The 18,468-nt window shown below is 66.1% G+C and carries 7 protein-coding genes (1 of these 7 running past the window's edge); all 7 read left to right on the top strand.

The window, feature by feature from the left end; genetic code table 11:
* Positions 1-45: 45 nt before the first annotated feature.
* A complete protein-coding gene (locus ACSQ20_RS11585) occupies positions 46-801 on the top strand; it encodes a hypothetical protein (protein ID WP_436020027.1) in 756 nt (251 codons plus the stop codon).
* Between the two features lie 16 nt (positions 802-817).
* A complete protein-coding gene (locus ACSQ20_RS11580) occupies positions 818-1,642 on the top strand; it encodes a hypothetical protein (RefSeq protein WP_436020025.1) in 825 nt (274 codons plus the stop codon).
* A gap of 30 nt (positions 1,643-1,672) precedes the next feature.
* Complete coding sequence (locus ACSQ20_RS11575; protein WP_436020023.1) at positions 1,673-2,461, top strand: START domain-containing protein; 789 nt, start codon at positions 1,673-1,675, stop codon at positions 2,459-2,461.
* Between the two features lie 60 nt (positions 2,462-2,521).
* A complete protein-coding gene (locus ACSQ20_RS11570) occupies positions 2,522-3,973 on the top strand; it encodes a class I adenylate-forming enzyme family protein (protein WP_436020021.1) in 1,452 nt (483 codons plus the stop codon).
* Entirely contained in the window at positions 3,970-4,725 is a 756-nt protein-coding gene (locus tag ACSQ20_RS11565) for an SDR family NAD(P)-dependent oxidoreductase (protein WP_436020019.1), read from the top strand. The genes ACSQ20_RS11570 and ACSQ20_RS11565 overlap by 4 nt, the downstream gene beginning before the upstream one ends.
* A 61-nt stretch (positions 4,726-4,786) precedes the next feature.
* Positions 4,787-5,041, top strand: a complete 255-nt coding sequence (locus ACSQ20_RS11560) for an acyl carrier protein (RefSeq protein ID WP_436020017.1) — start codon at positions 4,787-4,789, stop codon at positions 5,039-5,041.
* Positions 5,042-5,069: 28 nt separating this feature from the next.
* On the top strand, positions 5,070-18,468 hold the 5' portion of the coding sequence (locus ACSQ20_RS11555; protein ID WP_436020015.1) for an SDR family NAD(P)-dependent oxidoreductase. The gene runs 3,515 nt beyond the window's last position; only the first 13,399 of its 16,914 coding nucleotides appear in the window; the start codon lies at positions 5,070-5,072; its stop codon lies beyond the right edge, outside the window.

Raw genomic sequence — 18,468 nt, 5'->3', positions numbered from 1 at the left:
TGCCTTTGACCATCGGAATGATCCGAACTACATGGATACTCGAATATGACGCCTGAAACAGAGATCAACATCGCTGCCAAGCCGTCGGTGCCGGGTGGACTGCGCCGGAAAATCCGCATGTTGCTGTTTGGCGGGCTGTTCGCGGCCGTGCTCGCGGTCGTCGCATATTGGGCGTGGGCGGGCTTCGCAGGCTCGAATCAGTGGAGGCTAGTGAGGGACGAGAACGGCGTGCAGGTCTGGACGCTGAAGACGCCGGGCTCAGGTCTTGTGCAGGTGAAGGCGCACACGCGGATCAAGTCGAGTCTCGCGGGCATGGTGAAACTGCTCGAAGACCCGAGCAGTTGCGTCGATGCGCACTGCTACGGCGGCGCGATGATCGAGTCGTTGCCGACGGTGCCAAACCGCTATGCCGCGTATGTGTCGTTCAAGTTCGATATCGCCGGTCTTCGGACCCGCGAATACGTGCTGTTTCAGCAGCACTATCAGGATCCGCATACCGGGCAGCTCGTCATTCATATGCTCGCGGCACCCGATCGGGTGCCGCGGGACCCTTGTTGCGTGCGCATCGCGCACCTCGACAACACATGGCGCCTGACGCCGCTGCCCGACGGCGTACTCGATATCGAGTTCACGCAAGACACCGACCTCGGTGGATTGCCGAGCGTGCTGGCCGATCTTGCGCTGGCTGAGGGCACGTACCGGATTCTGGACGGCATGCAGGGCTTGATGAACCTGCCCCGATACCGTGACGCCAAGATCGATTCCATCTGGCAACCGGCTGCGAGTCGAACACAGAACTGACCGAACGAGACCACACGTGAACACTTCCGGAACGAACCCGAGCCAGGACGCCATCGCCGTGGCGCAAACCCTGCAATCCTTCCAAACCAAACGCCGCGCGCGGCTAGGGCGGCTTGCCCGCGGCATCGCGCTCACGGTGCCCGTACTGGTGACGCTGGTCGTGATCGCGAACTGGCTGTGGCTGATTGGCGGCTCCGGCAAATGGGTGCCGAAAGTCGACCGGGACGGCGTGCGGATTTACACGATGAAAACGCCCGGCTCGCCTGTGCTGAAGGTGCGCGGCGTGGCGCGCTTCAAGCAATTCAGCCTGAGCAACCATATCGCACCGTTGCTCGACGAGAGCATTCAGAATCCGGCCGACTGCGCGAAGTGGGTCACGGGCTGCCTTGGCTACCGAATACTTGAACACTGGAGTGCGCGCACGCAGCGCAATACGACGATGTGGACCGTCTCGCTGTTTGCGCCGTTTTCTCCACGCGAAATGCTGCTGCAGGGACAGGTGCGCCAGGACCCTAAGACGCGCGTCGTCACGCTCGAGAACTTCGCCGCGCCCAATGCGCTGCCGCCCAACCCGTGCTGTGTGCGGCTCGAACATTTGGACAACCTGTGGCGCTATACGCCGCTGCCCGATGGCTCGATCGAGGTCGACGTGCTGTACGACCTCGATATGGGCGGTGCATTTCCGCAATTGCTGCAAAACCTGCATGCGCCCGACATCGTGTTCGGGTTGCTGTCGAAAGACATTCCGAAGCTATTAAACCAGCCGAGGTATCGCAACGCGCATCTGACGTTTCTTGACGAAGGTGGGCGTGGCGCAGCCGAGGCGAGTCGTACGAACTGACTGAATAAGGACGGACATGGGAGCACACAGATGAACACATTAAACGCGAACCCGCAGACGCCGCCCGCCGCCGCGACAGCTGCGCGTGAGACGAAGCGGGCGCGGCTCGTGCGATGGCTGAAACGTTTTACGGTTGCGGTTTGCGTCCTGGTCACGCTCGCCGCTGCCGCGAACTGGCTATGGCTGATCAGCGGCTCCGACAAGTGGGTGCTCAAGATCAACCGCGATGGCACACAGGTCTACACGATGAAGACCCCGGGCTCGGCGGCGCTCAAAGTGCGCGTGGTCTCGCGCTCGAATGCGTTTCGCCTGAGCACGCTCATCGCCCCCGTACTCGACGAAAGCATCCAGCAAGACTGCGCGAAGTGGGTGACGGGGTGTTTGCACTACCGGATTGTGCAACCGTGGGACGCGCGTACGCAGAGCAACGTCGCGATGTGGACGTTGTCGTTGTTTGCACCGTTCGCACCACGCGAGCTGCTGATCCAGAACCAAGTCACGCAGGACCCGCGCACGAAGGTCGTCACGCTCGAAAGCTTTGCGGTGCCGAACCGGCTGCCGCCGGACAGGTGCTGCGTGCGTGTCGAGCATCTGCACAACATCTGGCGTTACACGCCGCTGCCCAATGGCGTTATCCAGCAGGACGTGCTGTACGACCTCGACATGGGCGGCGCGTTTCCGCAATTGCTGCTCAACATCGGCGCACCCGAGCAGTTGTTCACCGAAGTGACGCAAAGCAATCCGGCCAAGCTGCGCGCCGAGCGATATCGCGACGCACATCTGGATTTTCTCGACGAGCGCGGCGTCGATACGCAATGAGCGCAATGAGCGCAATCAGCGCATGGGCGATTGGTTCGGGCACACGGGGAGACAAACGCAATGGGCTGGATCGTTGAACGGCTGGCGTCGTTTGGAGCGCGGCAGGCTGTCGCCGGCCGGCTGGGCGACAGCGCGGAAGCGGGCGACATGACCTATGCGGCGCTGGTCGGGCGGATCGCTCGCTGGCGCGCTGCGCTCGAGGCTTGGGGCATCGCGCCCGGCGAACGCGTCGGCCTCGTGACCGGCCGTTGCGACCATCACGTCGATGCGCTGGCATTGTTGATGGCGCTGGTCGACGCCGGTTGCATCGTCGTGCCGCTTGCCGATGAGGATCGAGGGTGTTTCGATGAACGGCTCGCGACCGGCTGCGCGAGCCGGCTTATCACCGTTGCCGCCAGCGAAGCGGTGACGCCGGAGACGACGCAGTGCACGATACTGCCCGTGAGCGGGACGCCGCATGCGTTACTCGCGCCGCTCGTCGAGCAAGGCCGCGCGGGCTTCGTGATTTTCACGTCCGGCAGCACCGGCAGCAGCAAGGCTGTGCTGCTCGACTTCGAACGGATGACCCGCAGGCATCGCAGCGGCGAGCGCGCACGCGGCGGCTGCCGCACGCTGTTGTTCTTGAAGCTCGATCACATCGGCGGCCTGAACACGCTCTTTTCGGTGCTGTTCAATGGCGGCACGATCGTCACCTGCGCCGCGCGCGACGTGCGTGCGATCTGCGCATGCATCGAAGCACACGCGGTGGAGCTGCTGCCCACCACGCCGTCGTTCCTGACGATGTTGCTGATGTCGCGTGCCGCCGGCGAGTACGACTTGTCGTCGCTCAAGACGGTTACTTACGGCACGGAAGTGATGCCGGCGTCGACGCTCGCGAGTCTGCACCGGGCGCTTCCCAGCGTGACGCTGAAGCAAACCTACGGGCTTTCCGAACTGGGCATTTTGTCGACGCAATCGAAGGATTCATCGTCGACATGGATGAAGATCGGCGGTGCGGGCGTCGAGCTTGCCGTGCGCGAAGGCGTGCTGTGGGTTCGCACCGACACCGCGATGCTCGGGTACCTGAATGCGCCGAGCCCTTTCGACGCACAGGGCTGGTACAACACCGGGGACCGCGTCGAAGTCGAGGGCGACTACTACCGGATACTCGGCCGTGCATCAGAAGTGATCAACGTGGCCGGCGAAAAAGTCTTTCCGGGCGAAATCGAGAGCTTCTTGCTGACGCTCGATAACGTGAAGGACGTGGTGGTCCGGCAAAAGCGCAGCCCCGTCGTCGGCCAGATGGTATGGGCCGAATTTGTACTCGAACACGACGAAGACCCCGCCGAATTGAGACGGCGCGTGATCGAGCAGTGTGAAGCCCATCTAAGCCCGTTCAAGGTGCCGGGCCACATCACGATCGCGTCACGCGACAGCCTCGTCGGATCGCGTTTCAAGAAAATCCGCGGCAGCAGCGGCGATGCAGACACCGTCGCGCCGCTTTCCCGCACTGCGACGCGGACTTCATCGTGAACGAATCGCGCGAAGCGAGCGAACCAGGCGCGCGCGTGGCCGTCGTCAGCGGCGGCAGCCGGGGCCTTGGCTTGGCCATCTGCGAAGCACTCGTGGCCGACGGCTACCGCGTCGCGACGTTCAGCCGCCGGTCCAGCGCCGAGCTCGAGCAAGCGCGCGCCGCGCATGACGGCACGCTCTATTGGGAGCCGCTCGACCTTGCCGACGACACACAGCTCGCGGGCTATTTGCAGCGCGTGCGTGCGCGCGTCGGCCGCATCGGCTACCTCGTGAACAGCGCGGGCGTGGCGCACGAGGGGCTCCTGACACTGATGAAGGGCGACGACATCTCGCGCATGCTCGCGGTCAACCTCGGTGGCGCGATTCGCGTCGCGCAGCAATGCGTGAAGCAGATGATGGTCGGCGGGTGCGGGGCGATCGTCAACGTGTCGTCGGTGGTCGGCGTGCGCGGCTACGAGGGCGTTGGCGCGTACAGCGCGACCAAGGCCGCGCTCGACGGTCTGACGCGCAGTCTCTCGAAGGAGCTCGGGCCGCTCGGCATACGCGTGAATTCGGTCGCGCCGGGTTTCATGGAAACGGCGATGGCCGCAGGCCTCACCGAGGTGCAGCGCGGCCGGCTCGCGCGGCTTACGCCGCTCGGGCGGCTCGGCACCGTCGACGATGTTTCCTCGGTCGTGGCGTTCCTGCTTTCCGATGCCGCGCGTTTCATCACTGGCCAGACCGTCGTGGTCGACGGCGGGCTGACGGCTTGATGGCCGGCGACCTGATGGCATGAACGAGCCCACTCAACCAACCGATCCCCCGAGGTCACCCGTGAACGACGCTGTACAGGACACCATCGTGAAAACCATCCGCGCCGTCGCGGCTCAGCGCGGCCTGAATCTGCCGCCATTGACGGGCTCGACGGAGATCGTCGACGAAATGGGCTTCACGTCGCTGAGCGTCGCCGCATTGATCGCGAGCCTGGAGGAGGCCTTTGGCTTCGACCCGTTTCAGCGCGACGATGTAACGATCGCCGATATTCGCACGCTCGCGGACCTGTGTGGTGTCTATGCGCGCGTCGCTTAAACCTCGCCGTCGCGCCGCGGGTGGCGCAATGGCTGAACTGGAGGAGACCGGGCCGATGACGATCGAGGACCGCGATATCGCCATCATCGGCATGGCGGGGAAAGTGCCGGGCGCTGATAACGTGTCTGAATTCTGGGCCAACCTGTGCGCGGGGCGCGACGGGTTGCGCGCGTTGTCCGACGACGAACTACGGCGCGTCGGCGTGCGCGATGACGTGCTCGCGGACGCACGCTACGTGAAGGTCGCCGCGCCGCTCAACGGCGTCGATCGCTTCGATCCGGCCTTTTTCCGAATTTCACCGCAAGAAGCCGAGTTGATGGACCCGCAGATCCGGTTGCTGCTGCAATGCGCGTGGGAGACGCTCGAAGACGCCGGCTACGCGGGCAAGGGGCCGCAGCGCATCGGCGTGTTCGCCGGGGCGGGCGGTGTGACGACCAGCTATTTCGCGAACTTTGTCAATCTGCACGAGCGCTTCGAGAAGACCACCGCAGGCGCGGTCCAACTCGGCAACGACAAAGATTTCCTCGCCACTTGCATCTCGTACCGGCTGAACCTCACGGGCCCCAGCATGACGGTTCAGACCGCGTGCTCGACGTCGCTCGTCGCCGTGCACCAGGCGCGCATGAGCGTGCTGAACGGCGAATGCGAAATGGCGCTCGCGGGTGGCGTGAGCGTTCGCGTGCCGCACGAACACGGCTATCACTACCGGGAAGGCTACATCTTCTCGCGCAGTGGCCGCGTCCGGCCATTCGACGCGCAAGCCGACGGCATCGTGTTCGGCAGCGGCCTCGGCCTCGTGCTGTTAAAGCGCCTCGCCGATGCGGTGCGCGACGGTGACGCCATCCATGCGGTCATCAAGGGCTCCGCGCTTGGCAACGATGGCAAGGGCAAGATGAGCTACGCGGCAAGCAGCGCGAAAGGACAGGTTGCGTGCATCCGCGCGGCACTCGATAACGCGGGGGTCGATGCGGGCTCGATCGGCTTCGTCGAGGCGCATGGCACGGGCACCGCGATGGGCGATCCGGAAGAGGTCAAGGCGCTGTCTGCCGCGTTTCGCGCCGACACCGACCGCACCGGTTATTGCGTATTGGGCGCGGTGAAAGCCAACGTCGGCCATCTTGAAGCCGCGGCGGGCATCGTGGGTCTCATCAAGGCGGTGCTCGTACTCAAGCATGGCGTGATCCCGCCTGCGCTGCACTACGCGACGCCCAATCCGCGTATTCGCTTCGAGGCCACTCCGTTTCGGATCGATGCCGCGCCGACGTCATGGCAGACGGGCAAAGCGCTGCGCCGTGCGGGCGTCAACAGCCTCGGTGTCGGCGGCACGAATGCATTTGTCGTGCTCGAGCAGTATGCGCGAGGGCGGGCGCGACGCTCGCGCGCCCAGCCGTCGGGACAGGGACAACCCGGCCAGCCGGTTGCCGTGCCGCTTTCGGCGCGTACGCAGGCGAGCCTGCACGCCTATGCGGCGCGGCTCGCAGCGTTTCTCGAACGCGATGAACGGAATGAACGCGGCGGCGGCACCGAACTCGAGCTTGCCGACATCGCGTACACGCTGCAAACCGGCCGCGATGCGATGGCATGCCGCGCGGTATTCGTCGTCGCGTCGATCGACGCGCTGCACGCGGCATTGCGCGCTTACGTCGAGCGCGGTGAAATCGCGATCGGCGACGGCGAAGCGGGTGCGCTCGCTTCTGCGTGGATGGCAGGCGACGCAATCGACTGGCTCGCCCGCTATCGCGGCACACGGCCGCGGCGCGTGAACTTGCCGACCTACGTGTTTGCCAGCGAGCGTTGCTGGATCGATGCCGCGCCGCTGCCGGTCCCGCGCACGCTGTTACATCCGCTGCTGCATGCGAACACGTCCGATCTGCACGAACTCCGCTATAGCTCGCTTTTTTGCGGCAGCGAGTGTTTCTTGAAGGATCATCAACTCTGTACCCCGGATGACGGGCAGGATACCGACGCCGTACGCAGCATCCTGCCGGGCGCCGCTTACCTGGAAATGGCGCGTGCCGCGTTCGAACGCGCCGGCCACCCGCATGGGGACGAGTGCGTCGTGGTGCTAGGCGATGTCGTCTGGGTACGGCCGATCGAGGTCGAAGCGCCCACGCAGGTCGACATCGCTTTGCTTGCCGAACACGATGGCGTGGCCTTCGAAGTTTTCGGTGCCGATCAGACCGTGCACTGCCAGGGGCACGCGCGGTGGCGCGAAGCCCCGCGTGCGACGGCGTCGTCCGGCCCCCCGCCGCGCGGGCCGGGATGGGACGCGGCGCGTGTCTACGAGGCGTTCGCGTCGATGGGGCTGCGCTACGGCGCGGCGCACCGGGCCATTCGCACGCTATGGGTCGATGGCGGTGAAGCACGTGCGCAGCTCGTGCTGCCGGCTTCGGCGCAAGACGGCGCGCAGGACTTCGCGCTGCATCCGAGCCTGCTGGACGGCGCGCTGCAAGCGGCCACGGCGTTGCTCGTCAATCTTGCCGATCCGCCATGCGAGCCAGTTGTGCCGTTTGCGCTGGACGCCGTGTATGTGCTGCATGCGCTGTCCGCTTGTCCTGCGGAGTTCGACGTGCATGCGCGCCTTGCCACGCCGCAGCGCGCGCACGCGGACTTTGCGAAAGTCGATATCGATTTATACGACCGCGACGGCAAGCTATGCGTCCAATTGCGCGGGTTCACGGCCCGCGCGCTCAACGGTGCGCCGCGCGCTGCGCTGCTGGCATCCGAAATGTGGGAACCGGCGGCCGCGCGCGCTTTGGGTGCCCGACACGAGATGGCCCGCACGCAGGTTCGTCATGTTGTGCTGTGCGGGCTGCCGGCCGTCGAACCGGTCAAATTCGGCGAACTGAGCCGGCTTGGCGGCACGGTCTCGAGCGTATCGTTCGAAAGCGGCGATGTCGCGCGCCGCTATACGCAGTTCGCGCTCGAATGCTTTGGCATCGTGCAGTCGCTGCTGCGCTCGACACCCGTTACGCAGGTGCTGATTCAGTTCGTCGTGCCCGACGCACAAGACAACCGGCTGTTCGCCGGATTGTCCGGACTGTTGAAGACGGCTGCGCTCGAAAATCCGCAACTCGCGGCGCAACTGATCTTCATAGAGGCGGATGTCGGCGAGGCAACGCTCGCTGTGTGGCTCGACGAAGATGCGCGCGAGCCGCAGCAGACGCTGATCGACCGGACGGGCAGGACGCGACGTATCGCACAGTGGGTCGTGCGGGACGCGACTTTCGACGCCACGCGCCGCGGGGGCGCTCGGGACGCTCGAGCGGATGGCGCCATGGCCGCCGCCTGCGGCTTCGGTCCGTGCTCCGGCAGCCCCTACCGAGCGGGCGGGGTCTATCTGATTACCGGGGGCCTGGGCGGGCTCGGCGCGCTGTTCGCGCGTGACATCGCCCGCCGCGCGACGGGCGCGCGCGTGGTGATGACAGGCCGCGCGAGCGCCGACGACGCAGCCGCCGCCGGACGCCTCGATGCGTTGTGCGACGATCTGCGCACGCTGGGCGCGGTAGCCGAGTATCAGCAGCTGCAGCTGGACGATGCGCATCAAGTGCAGCGCGTCGTGACCAGTGTGGTGCAAGCACACGGACGGCTCGACGGCATTTTTCATTGTGCGGGGATGACCGCGGATGCGTTCTTGCTCAAACAGTCCGCCGAAGCGTTTCTCGCGGTGCTGGCACCCAAGGTCGCAGGGACGCTGTATCTGCACGAAGCAGTGCGCGATATCGATCTGGACTTCTTTGTCCTGTTTTCGTCGCTCACCGCGGCGCTCGGCAACCCGGGCCAGGGAGACTACGCCGCGGCCAACGGTTTCATGGATCGGTTCGCCAGCTACCGCAATGCGCTCGTGGCGATGGGCCAATGCCGCGGCCGCACGCTCTCGATCCGCTGGCCGCTCTGGCGCGACGGCGGCATGCAGCCGTCCGCCGCGGACCAAACGCAGCTCGCGCGGTCCATCGGCATCCGGCCGATGCGCCGCGCGACCGGGCTGCGGATGTTCGACCACAGCCTCGCCGACGGCGCTGATCAGACGCTGGTGATGGAGGGTGATCCGCTTGCGATGCGGCGCGCGCTCGGCGTGGCCGAGCACGGACAGTCCCACCAGATATTGGCGGCACAGGCAACATCCGCAGCCTCGGCCGCGTCTGCCGCATCTGCGAAAGGCGTGGCGACGTCGGCCCATGCGGCGTACGCCGAGGACTACCTGTGCGGGCAGCTGGCCGCGCGGCTCAAGCTGCCGGCCGAGCGGATCGATCCGCGCGCTCCGCTCGAAAACTATGGCATCGACTCGATCGTCGCGCTCGATCTGACGCGCATGCTGGAGCAGGCGTTCGGTCCATTGCCGAAGACGCTGTTTTTCGAGTATCTGAACCTGCGCGATCTGGCCGGCTATTTCGTCGAGGCGCACGCCGCGACACTGGCGTCGCTGGTCGCTTCGACGGCATCGGCATCGGCGTCGGCACCGGCATCGAGTTCAGCGCCGTCCTCGCCCGTCGGGCCCGCGGCCGCCGAACCGGTCGCGAGTCTGCGCATGCATCGTGTGCATCGTGTTCGCGCAGTGCCAGCGCGCAGCGACGCTTGCGAGCCGATCGCGATCATCGGGCTTGCCGGCCGCTATCCCGGAGCGCGCTCGGTCGACGCATTCTGGGATGTCCTGCGCGACGGCCGCGATTGCATCGAGGAAGTACCGAAATCGCGTTGGGACTGGCGCGAGTATTACAGCGAGGACCGCACGCAGCCAGGCCGGCACTACAGCCGCTGGGGCGGCTTCATCGACGGCGTCGACGAATTCGATGCGCGCTTTTTCAATATTTCGCCGCGCGAAGCGCAGACGCTCGACCCGCAGGAACGGCTGTTTCTCGAGCAGGCGTGGCTTGCCATCGAAGATGCCGGCTACACGCGCGAACGTTTGCGCCTGCCGGATGGAACGGCACTCGGGGGGCCAGTCGGCGTGTATGCCGGCGTGATGTACAACGAGTACCAACTGTTCGGCGCACAAGCCAGCCTGCATGGCCGGCCCACCGGCTTCGCGAGTAATCCGGCGAGCATCGCGAACCGCGTCTCGTACTTTCTCGATCTGCACGGGCCGAGCATGGTCGTCGATACGATGTGCTCGTCGTCGCTGAGCGCGATCCATCTGGCGTGCCAGGATCTGCGGCTCAAGCGCACCGCGCTCGCGCTCGCGGGCGGCGTGAACGTGACGATCCACCCGAACAAGTACCTGATGCTGAGCGCAGGTCAGTTCATTTCCGGCGACGGCCGTTGCCAAAGCTTCGGCGTGGGCGGCGATGGCTACATTCCGGGCGAGGGGGTTGGCGTTGTCGTGCTCAAACGGCTTGCCGACGCCATGCGCGATGGCGACCGCATCTACGCGACGATTCGCGGTAGCGGCCTGAGCCACGGCGGCAAGACCAACGGCTACACGGTGCCGAACCCTCACGCGCAGGCGAGCGCGATTCGCGACGCACTCGAGGACGCGAGGGTCGAGCCGCGTCACATCAGCTATGTCGAGGCGCATGGCACCGGCACGAAGCTCGGCGATCCGATCGAGATCGCCGCGCTGAGCAGCGTGTTTCGTGCACACACTGCCGATGCGGGCTTTTGCGCGATCGGCTCGGCGAAATCGAACATCGGCCACTGCGAGGCGGCGGCCGGCATTGCTGGGCTGACCAAGGTGCTGCTGCAGATGCGGCACCGGGCAATCGCGCCTTCGTTGCATTCGGCCGTACTCAATCCGCACATCGATTTCGCTGCGACGCCGTTTGTCGTCAATCAGACGCTACGTGCTTGGGAGACGCCCATCGTCGACGCGCGCGCACTGCCGCGCATCGCGGGCATTTCGTCGTTCGGCGCGGGCGGGTCGAACGCCCATTTGATCGTCGAGGAATACGTCGCACCCGAGCGGGCAGCGGTGTCCGATGCGCTGTCGATCGTGCCGCTGTCGGCGCGCACGCCCGAGCAATTGCAGCAAAAGGCGTGTGATCTGTTGGCGATGCTGAACGCGACGCCAACCGAGCCGCGCGCGACGTTGGCGTCGATTGCGTACACGCTGCAAGTGGGCAGGGAGGCGATGCCGGAGCGCGTCGGCGTGCTTGCGGATTCGCTCGAGTGTCTGTGCAAACGGCTGCAAGCGTTCGTCGATGGCAACACGCATACCGCGTTCGTTTATCGCGGCCGCGTGTCGGAGCGGATACCGGATGAGCGTGCGGCGGCGGCACCGGAGATGGCGCCCGGGATGGACGCCGATGCGCTTGCACGGGTGCTCGAACAATGGGTTGCGGGCGTCGAGCTGAATTGGCGCCGGCTGCATCGGAGCGCGCCGCCACTCGTCAGTCTGCCGGCCTACCCGTTTGCGAGGCAACGCCATTGGGTCGATGTCGATATCGACATTGATCCTTTGCCGCTGCCGCGGCTAGACACGGCGCATGCCGATCTGCCTGGGCCGCATCCGCTGTTACAGCGCAACACGTCCGACTTCGACGAGCAGCGATTTACGTCGCGCTTCGACGGCGCCGAATTCTTTCTGACTGGCACGCCCGGCGCGCGAAGCTTGTCCGCTGCCGCCACGCTGGAGATGGCACGCGCAGCATTCGATGCGTCGCTACCCGGTAGGCGGACTGCAGGCGTGCTCGCGCTGACCGATATCGAATGGGCACAGCCCGGCGTGGTCGCGGATGGGCACTCGCTCGCGATCGCGCTGTTCGACCGGCAACGCGACGCAGCGCGCTTCGAAATCTATCGCGCCGACGATGATGACGATGATGAGGCCGTCCACTGCCAGGGACGGGTGGCGCACCTCGACCTGCCAGCGCCGCCGCGGCTCGATCTTGCGGCGCTTCACGCTCAAGCAGGGGAGCGGCTCGCAGAACTGCGGCTGCCAGCCGGGCTCGCAGACCACCACGCCGATTACGTGCTGCATCCTGCGCTCGTCGCCGACGCGTTGCAGGTCGCGGCGGAGCTTGCCGGCGCGCTCGCGCAGCCGGTCGCGCTCGACGCGATTCATATCGTGTTGCCGGTGCTGCCGGGTGCACAGCCAGCGTTCGCATGGGTGCGGCCGGCATCCGCGGCATCCGGCAGGCGTTCGCCAGAGTATGCCGCTTTCGATATCGATCTTTGCGAGCGCGATGGAAACCCGTACGCGCAGCTACGTGGGCTTCGCTTTCCGACGCAGGCACTCACCGTCGTAGCGGCTGGCCGGACGCAGGCCGAGCCACAGGCGCCGCGTCGCGTACCGATCGTCGAGCCTGCACGCGCTCGATCGGCCTTAGTCGCAGCTCACGCGCGGCCGGCGGCAATCGCGCTATCCACGCCATCGTCGTACTCGACGTATGCAGAGGCGCTTGGCCAACGGCAGGACCGGCCGCTCGTCACACTGACCTGTGCCGATGCCGCGAGCCAGCAGGACAGCGATGGCATGCATCAGGCGACGGCGCTTCAACCGTGCGAGGACGATGCGCAGGTGATGCTGTTCGATCACGGTGACGGCATCTACGCGATCCGGATTGATACTCCCGAGCTCGCGCCGCGCACGATCGAAGCGCTGTTAGGCGCGCTGCGCGCGGCCGAGGCCGCGCCCGATCTCAAGGTGCTGGTGCTGACAGGCGGCGAGGTGTTTTTGCGTGGCGCGTGCGCCGCGCATGCTGGCGCGCTTGCACAAGGGTTATATCGCGCGATTGCCGCGTTCCCGTACCCGACCATTGCGTCGCTGCGCGGCGACGCGCGCGGGCCGGGCTTGCTCGTCGCGGCGCTGTGCGACTTGATGGTTTGCAGCGAAACGGCGTGCTATGGCTTTACGATCCCCGCCGAGCAACTGTTTCCGGCCGGCCTGCGCGCGCTGTTCGATGCGCGCTTCGGCCGCGCCTGCGCGACGGCTCTGCTCTATCTGAGGCCGCTCGCGACCGGTGCGCAACTGCGTCAGATGGGCTGGCGTGGCCTGCTGCAGGGCGCTGGCGGCGTCGATGACTGCGCGTTTGCGCTGGCCGCCGACCTCGCGAGCAAGCCGCGACACGCACTGCAACTCCTCAAGCGCGAGCTTGCTCGAACGATGCTCGATGCGCTCGAGGCACTGGACGACGCAGCGTGCGAGCCGGGCGCCGTTACGGCGCCGGCGTCGATGCGAGGCGCGGAGCTGGCGCTCGATGCGATGGCGTTCGCACAGATGCAGGTGCGGCGCGATGAGTCCGGCGTGCTCGTCGTTACGCTGCATGCGGGCGTCAACGTCAGCGCTTTCGACGCGCAGACGCTGGTTGCGGAGTTGGAGGCGCTACGCGCCAATCTCGCGGCGCAATCTGCTGAATCAGCGCCGCGTTGCGTGGTGCTGGCAAGCGAACACCCGGGCTTTTTCCCGCTCGACCCCGCGTGCGACCGTGCAGCCGCTGCTATTGCGCTGCACGACGTGCTGCGGCGCTTCGAAGCACCGCTTGTCGCGGTGCTCGACAACGATGCGCGAGGGCTCGCCTGGTTCGCCGCGCTTGGCGCGTCTGTGTGCGTGTATGCGGCGCAAGGTGGTTATTCGGCCGACGAGCTGCTTGTCGACGCGCAGCTTGCCGACGGCGCGGCTATGGCATTCGCGCGTCATTTCGATGCCGGCGCCGCGAAGCGTCTCATGGCGGGCGGCGAGCACAGCGGCGCTGCACTAATGCAATCATTCGGCGCGCCTTTGGTGGTGGACCGCGCGCAGGCGCACGCGGAGGGGATGCGACTCGCCGTCGCGCTCGCCGCATGGCCACGCGGCGCGCTCGCCGCGCTTAGGCATGTCGAGCCTGAGGCGAACACGAACGCGGACGCGTACGCGTACGCGGACCAAGCGGTGCCGGTGAGCACGGACCCGCGGGCCGGTGCACAGCCGCCGGCGGCGCTAGGGCCGCTCAAGCTCGACTCGGATGTCGTTACCGCATTCGTCCATCCAGATGGCGTGCTCGAAATCGGGATGGCCGATCGCGATGCGAAGAACATGTTCTCCGACGCGCTTTCGTACGGGCTCGCGCAGGCATTCGAACACGTCGCGGCGAGCCGGGGGTACAAGGTCGTCGTGCTGACCGGCTATGACATGTATTTCTCGTCGGGCGCCACGCGCGAGACACTAACCGCGATTCACGCGGGCCGCGCGCGCTTCATCGACAACCCGCTGTTCCGATTGCCGCTCGATTGCACGATACCGGTGATCGCGGGGATGCAGGGGCACGCCATGGGCGCCGGCTGGGCGCTCGGCATGTTCGCGGACATTGCGCTCGTCGGTGATGCAAGCCGGTTTCGCAGCCCATATTTGGACTACGGTTTTACGCCCGGCGCGGGGGCGACGCTGATTTTTCCGCACGTCGTCGGTCTCGATCTCGCGCGCGAATCGCTGCTGAGTGCGCGCGAGTATAGCGGTGTCGATCTTGCAGCGCGCGGCTTGCGGCATGCGGTGCTGGCGCGCGATGATGTTCGCGCTGCGGCGCTGGCACTGGCCGGCACGCTAGCACGCGCCGACCGTGCGGTGCTCGTCGCGCTCAAGCGGCGCTGGGCGTTCGATCTGCGGCGACAACTCGAGACGGCGCTCGAACGCGAGTTGGCGATGCACGCGCAGACCTTCGTCGGACAGCGAGACACACTCGCGCGTATCGAACACAGCTTCGGCGCGGTGCCCGCGCCGGCGCCGCATCCCGGGCTGGTCGGTGCCGCGCCGGCAAACGCACGCTCGTTGGCGGCACATCTGCGCAAGCTGCTCGCGCAAGAACTGCGGATGAACGAAGCCGACATCGCAGACGATACGCCGTTCGTCGAACTCGGCCTCGATTCGGTCATCGGCGTCACGTGGGTGCGCAAGATCAACGAGACCTGCGGGACCTCGATCGAAGCGGTCAAGGTCTACAGCTATCCGACTCTGAGCACGCTCGCCGGCTTCGTCGCGGACCAAGTCCGTGCCCAGACCGCTGACGCTGCGGCGCCCACGCAGCGCGTTGCGAACCAGAACAACGAACGCAACGAACGCAACGAACGTAACGCACAGAACGATAGCCATGCCGTGCCCGCGCCGCAGGCGCCGACCGTGCTGTCGTCACGACGCAGGCGCGGCGCCGATAGCACCGCCGCGAAAGACGGTCCAGCCGCCCGCGCCGCACGCGCGAACCTCTTCACAACCGAGGCAATCGCGGTGGTCGGCATGGCCGGCCGCTTTGCCCATGCGAACACGCTCGACGCGTTCTGGCGCAACCTCGCAGCGGGGCGCGACTGCATCGACGAAGTGCCGCGCGGCCGCTGGGACGTTGCGCGTTATTACCAGCCAGGCGACCCGGCACCGGGCAAGACTTGCAGCAAATGGCTGGGCGTGCTCGAGGGTCACGACCGCTTCGATGCGGCGTTCTTCCGCATCCCGCCGCGCGAGGCGCGCGCGATGGACCCGCAACAGCGCGTCTTCCTCGAGGTCTGCTGGCATGCGATCGAACATGCCGGGTACGATCCGATGTCGCTCGCGGGCCGCCAATGCGGCGTGTTCGTCGGCTGCGCGGCAAGCGACTATCACCGGCTGTCGCCGCACGAGCAGTTGAGCGGCCCCGGCTTCACCGGCGCGGCACCGTCGATACTGGCCGCGCGCATCGCCTATCTGCTCGATTTGGCGGGGCCGAGTGTCGCGATCGATACGGCCTGCTCGTCGTCGCTCGTGGCGATCGCGAGCGCCTGCGACAGCCTCGCGACCGGAGCGAGCGACCTCGCACTGGCGGGCGGCGTGAACGTGCTATCGGGGCCGGCCATGCACATCATGACGTCGCAGATGGGCATGCTGTCGCCCCATGGCCGGTGCTACACGTTCGATGACCGCGCGGATGGCATCGCGCTTGGCGAGGGCGCGGGCGTCGTCGTGCTCAAACGCCTGGCTGATGCCGAGCGCGACGGCGACTGCATCTATGGCGTCGTGGAAGGCTGGGGCGTCAATCAAGACGGCAAAACCAACGGCATTACCGCACCGAACGCCAACGCGCAGGCGCGCTTGCAGCAGCAGGTGTATGAGCGCTTCGGCATCGATCCAGCCGCAATCGGCCTCGTCGAAACACACGGCACGGGCACAGCGCTCGGCGATCCGATCGAGGTCGCGGCGTTAAAAACATCGTTCACGCATTACACGCAGCGCACACATTTCTGCGCGCTCGGCTCGGTTAAAAGCAACATTGGTCATTGCCTCGCTGCGGCGGGCGTGTCCGGGTTCATCAAGGCGTTGCTTGCGATCGGACATGGACAACTGCCGCCGAGTGCGCAATTGCGCAGCCTCAACCGACACATCGTGCTGCAAGGCTCGCCGTTCTTCATCAACGACACCCTGCAAGCATGGCCGCGTGACGGTGCCGCGCCGCGTCGCGCGGCCATCAACGCATTTGGCTTTGGCGGCACCAACGCGCATGCGGTCGTTGCCGAATACACGGGCCGAAGCCGTGCGGCTGCGGGGCCGATGCAACGGCGAGCGACACTCGACGAACAGGGGCGCGCCGTGCTCGTCCCGTTGTCCGCGCGCACGCACGAGCAGCTTGCGCAGCAGGCGCGCGCGCTGCTGGCCTTCTTGGGCGAGCACTTGCATACGTCGGCAGCGCCGGATCTGCTCGCCCGGACGGCTTATACGCTTCAGGTCGGACGCCATGCGATGAGTGAGCGCGTCGCGTTCGTTGCAGCATCGCTCGACGATCTGCAAACAAAACTGTTGTCGTTCGTCGAATGTGAGCACGGTGCTGCCTCGATGCCCGACGGTGTTTATCGTGCTGACGTTGCGACGAACCGCGAAACGTTGCAAACGCTCGGCGACGATGCGGACTTCCGGCAAATGATCGACAAGTGGATCGCGCAACGTGCGCTGCCCAAGCTGGCCGATCTGTGGACGAAAGGGCTCGTGCTCGACTGGACGCGTTTTTATCCGGACGGCACACCGCAGCGCATCGGCCTGCCGCTTTATCCGTTCGCGGGCGAACGCTATTGGCTCAGCGGCGACGTCGCTGTGCAGCACGGCGCGGCCCGCATCGCGCACCCGTTGCTGCATGCGAATACGTCAAATCTGAGCCGCCAGCGGTATCGCACGGAGTTCAACGGCGACGAGGCCTTCTTGCGCGACGCAAGCGCGGACGGTGGCGCGGGTCGTGTGTCGCTGGCACTTTGCCTGGAGATGGCACGCGCGGCCATCGATGATGCGCGTGCCGACGACGAACACGGGCGGCTCAATGCGGGCCACGAGCGCCAGCCATTCGTGCTGCGCGATATCGAATGGCGCGCGGTAGACGGGGTTGGGCAGCTAACCACTGAGCTTGCACCGTTGCATGACGGCCAGATCGAATTCGAGATTCATGCGGAGCAAGCGGATCGTGCGGTGCTGTGTCGTGGCACGGCCGAACCCGCTCCAGTGCCCGGGCGGCGTGTCGTGCACGATCTGGAGCAGCGGCGCCGGGAACTGGCGCCCGGCAACGGCGAGGCGCTGCTGTTGCTGGACTGGGCCGATAGCGAAGACGGCATCAGCGATGCTTTCGTGCTGCCGCCGCACTGCGTGGACAGCGCGATCCGCAGCGCGTTGCAGTGCGTTGGCGGTTTCGATGGCGACGCGCTGCGGGAAGTGACCTGCGAGGCGTTGAGCGTCTTCGCGCGCGGTGGACACCGCGCGTTCGCATGGGTGCGCGCGGCTGCGAGCGGAGTTGGCATCGACATCGATATCTGCGACGCGGATGGGACGGTCTGCGTGGCGATGGTGGGTCTCGTGCATGGCGGGACGGATCAGAATGCTGCGCTCGCCTCTCGTATTCCGGCGAGTGCAACGGCTGAGGCAACGGAGGCTGTGGCAACATCGGCGCGTGCGGCTGAGCCATCCACATCGCTCGCTACATTGCGTATGCAGTTGCGAGCGAGTCTTGCGCAGGCGCTGCTGATCGAGCCTGGCGACATCGATATCGGTCGGTCGTTCGTCGAACTCGGTCTCGATTCTATTTTGGCCGTCGAGTGGGTGAATGCGCTCAACCGGCAGTACGAGCTTGCGCTTAACGCGACGCGCATTTACGACCACCCGAACCTTGAGCGGCTTGCCACGTTCATCGCCGCGCAGCGTTCGGCCGAGCCTGAGCCGCACGGCTCGGCGAGCGACGCCGCACCGATGCAGCGGCAGGTGCCGCCGCAGCCAGCACCGGCGAGACGCGCCACCGGCCGCTTCGCCTCGCGTGCAACGGCCGGCGCCGCGTTTTCGTTCGCACCGAGGCATGTCAGTCCCAATTGCGATCTGTACTTCTACAGCCCGCACTGCGAAGGCGATTTCGAGTCCGACGGCCAATGCACGGTGCGCTTCGTGATTGGGCCGCAGCGCAACGTCTGCCTGCGCGAGCACGTCGTGGCCGGCCATCATCTCCTGCCGACGGACGCGTTCGTCGAACTCGTGAACAGCGCGTTTCGCACCTATTTCGAGGCGGGCGCCGTCAGCATCGAACGTA

This window comes from Trinickia sp. LjRoot230 (assembly GCF_964253315.1).
Taxonomy (GTDB): domain Bacteria; phylum Pseudomonadota; class Gammaproteobacteria; order Burkholderiales; family Burkholderiaceae; genus Trinickia.
This window is presented reverse-complemented; position numbering and strand designations above follow the sequence as displayed.

Coding starts and splice junctions, on each gene's coding strand:
- ACSQ20_RS11585 (WP_436020027.1), top strand. CDS start 46: ATGACGCCTGAAACAGAGATCAACATCGCTGCCAAGCCGTCGGTGCCG.
- ACSQ20_RS11575 (WP_436020023.1), top strand. CDS start 1,673: ATGAACACATTAAACGCGAACCCGCAGACGCCGCCCGCCGCCGCGACA.
- ACSQ20_RS11570 (WP_436020021.1), top strand. CDS start 2,522: ATGGGCTGGATCGTTGAACGGCTGGCGTCGTTTGGAGCGCGGCAGGCT.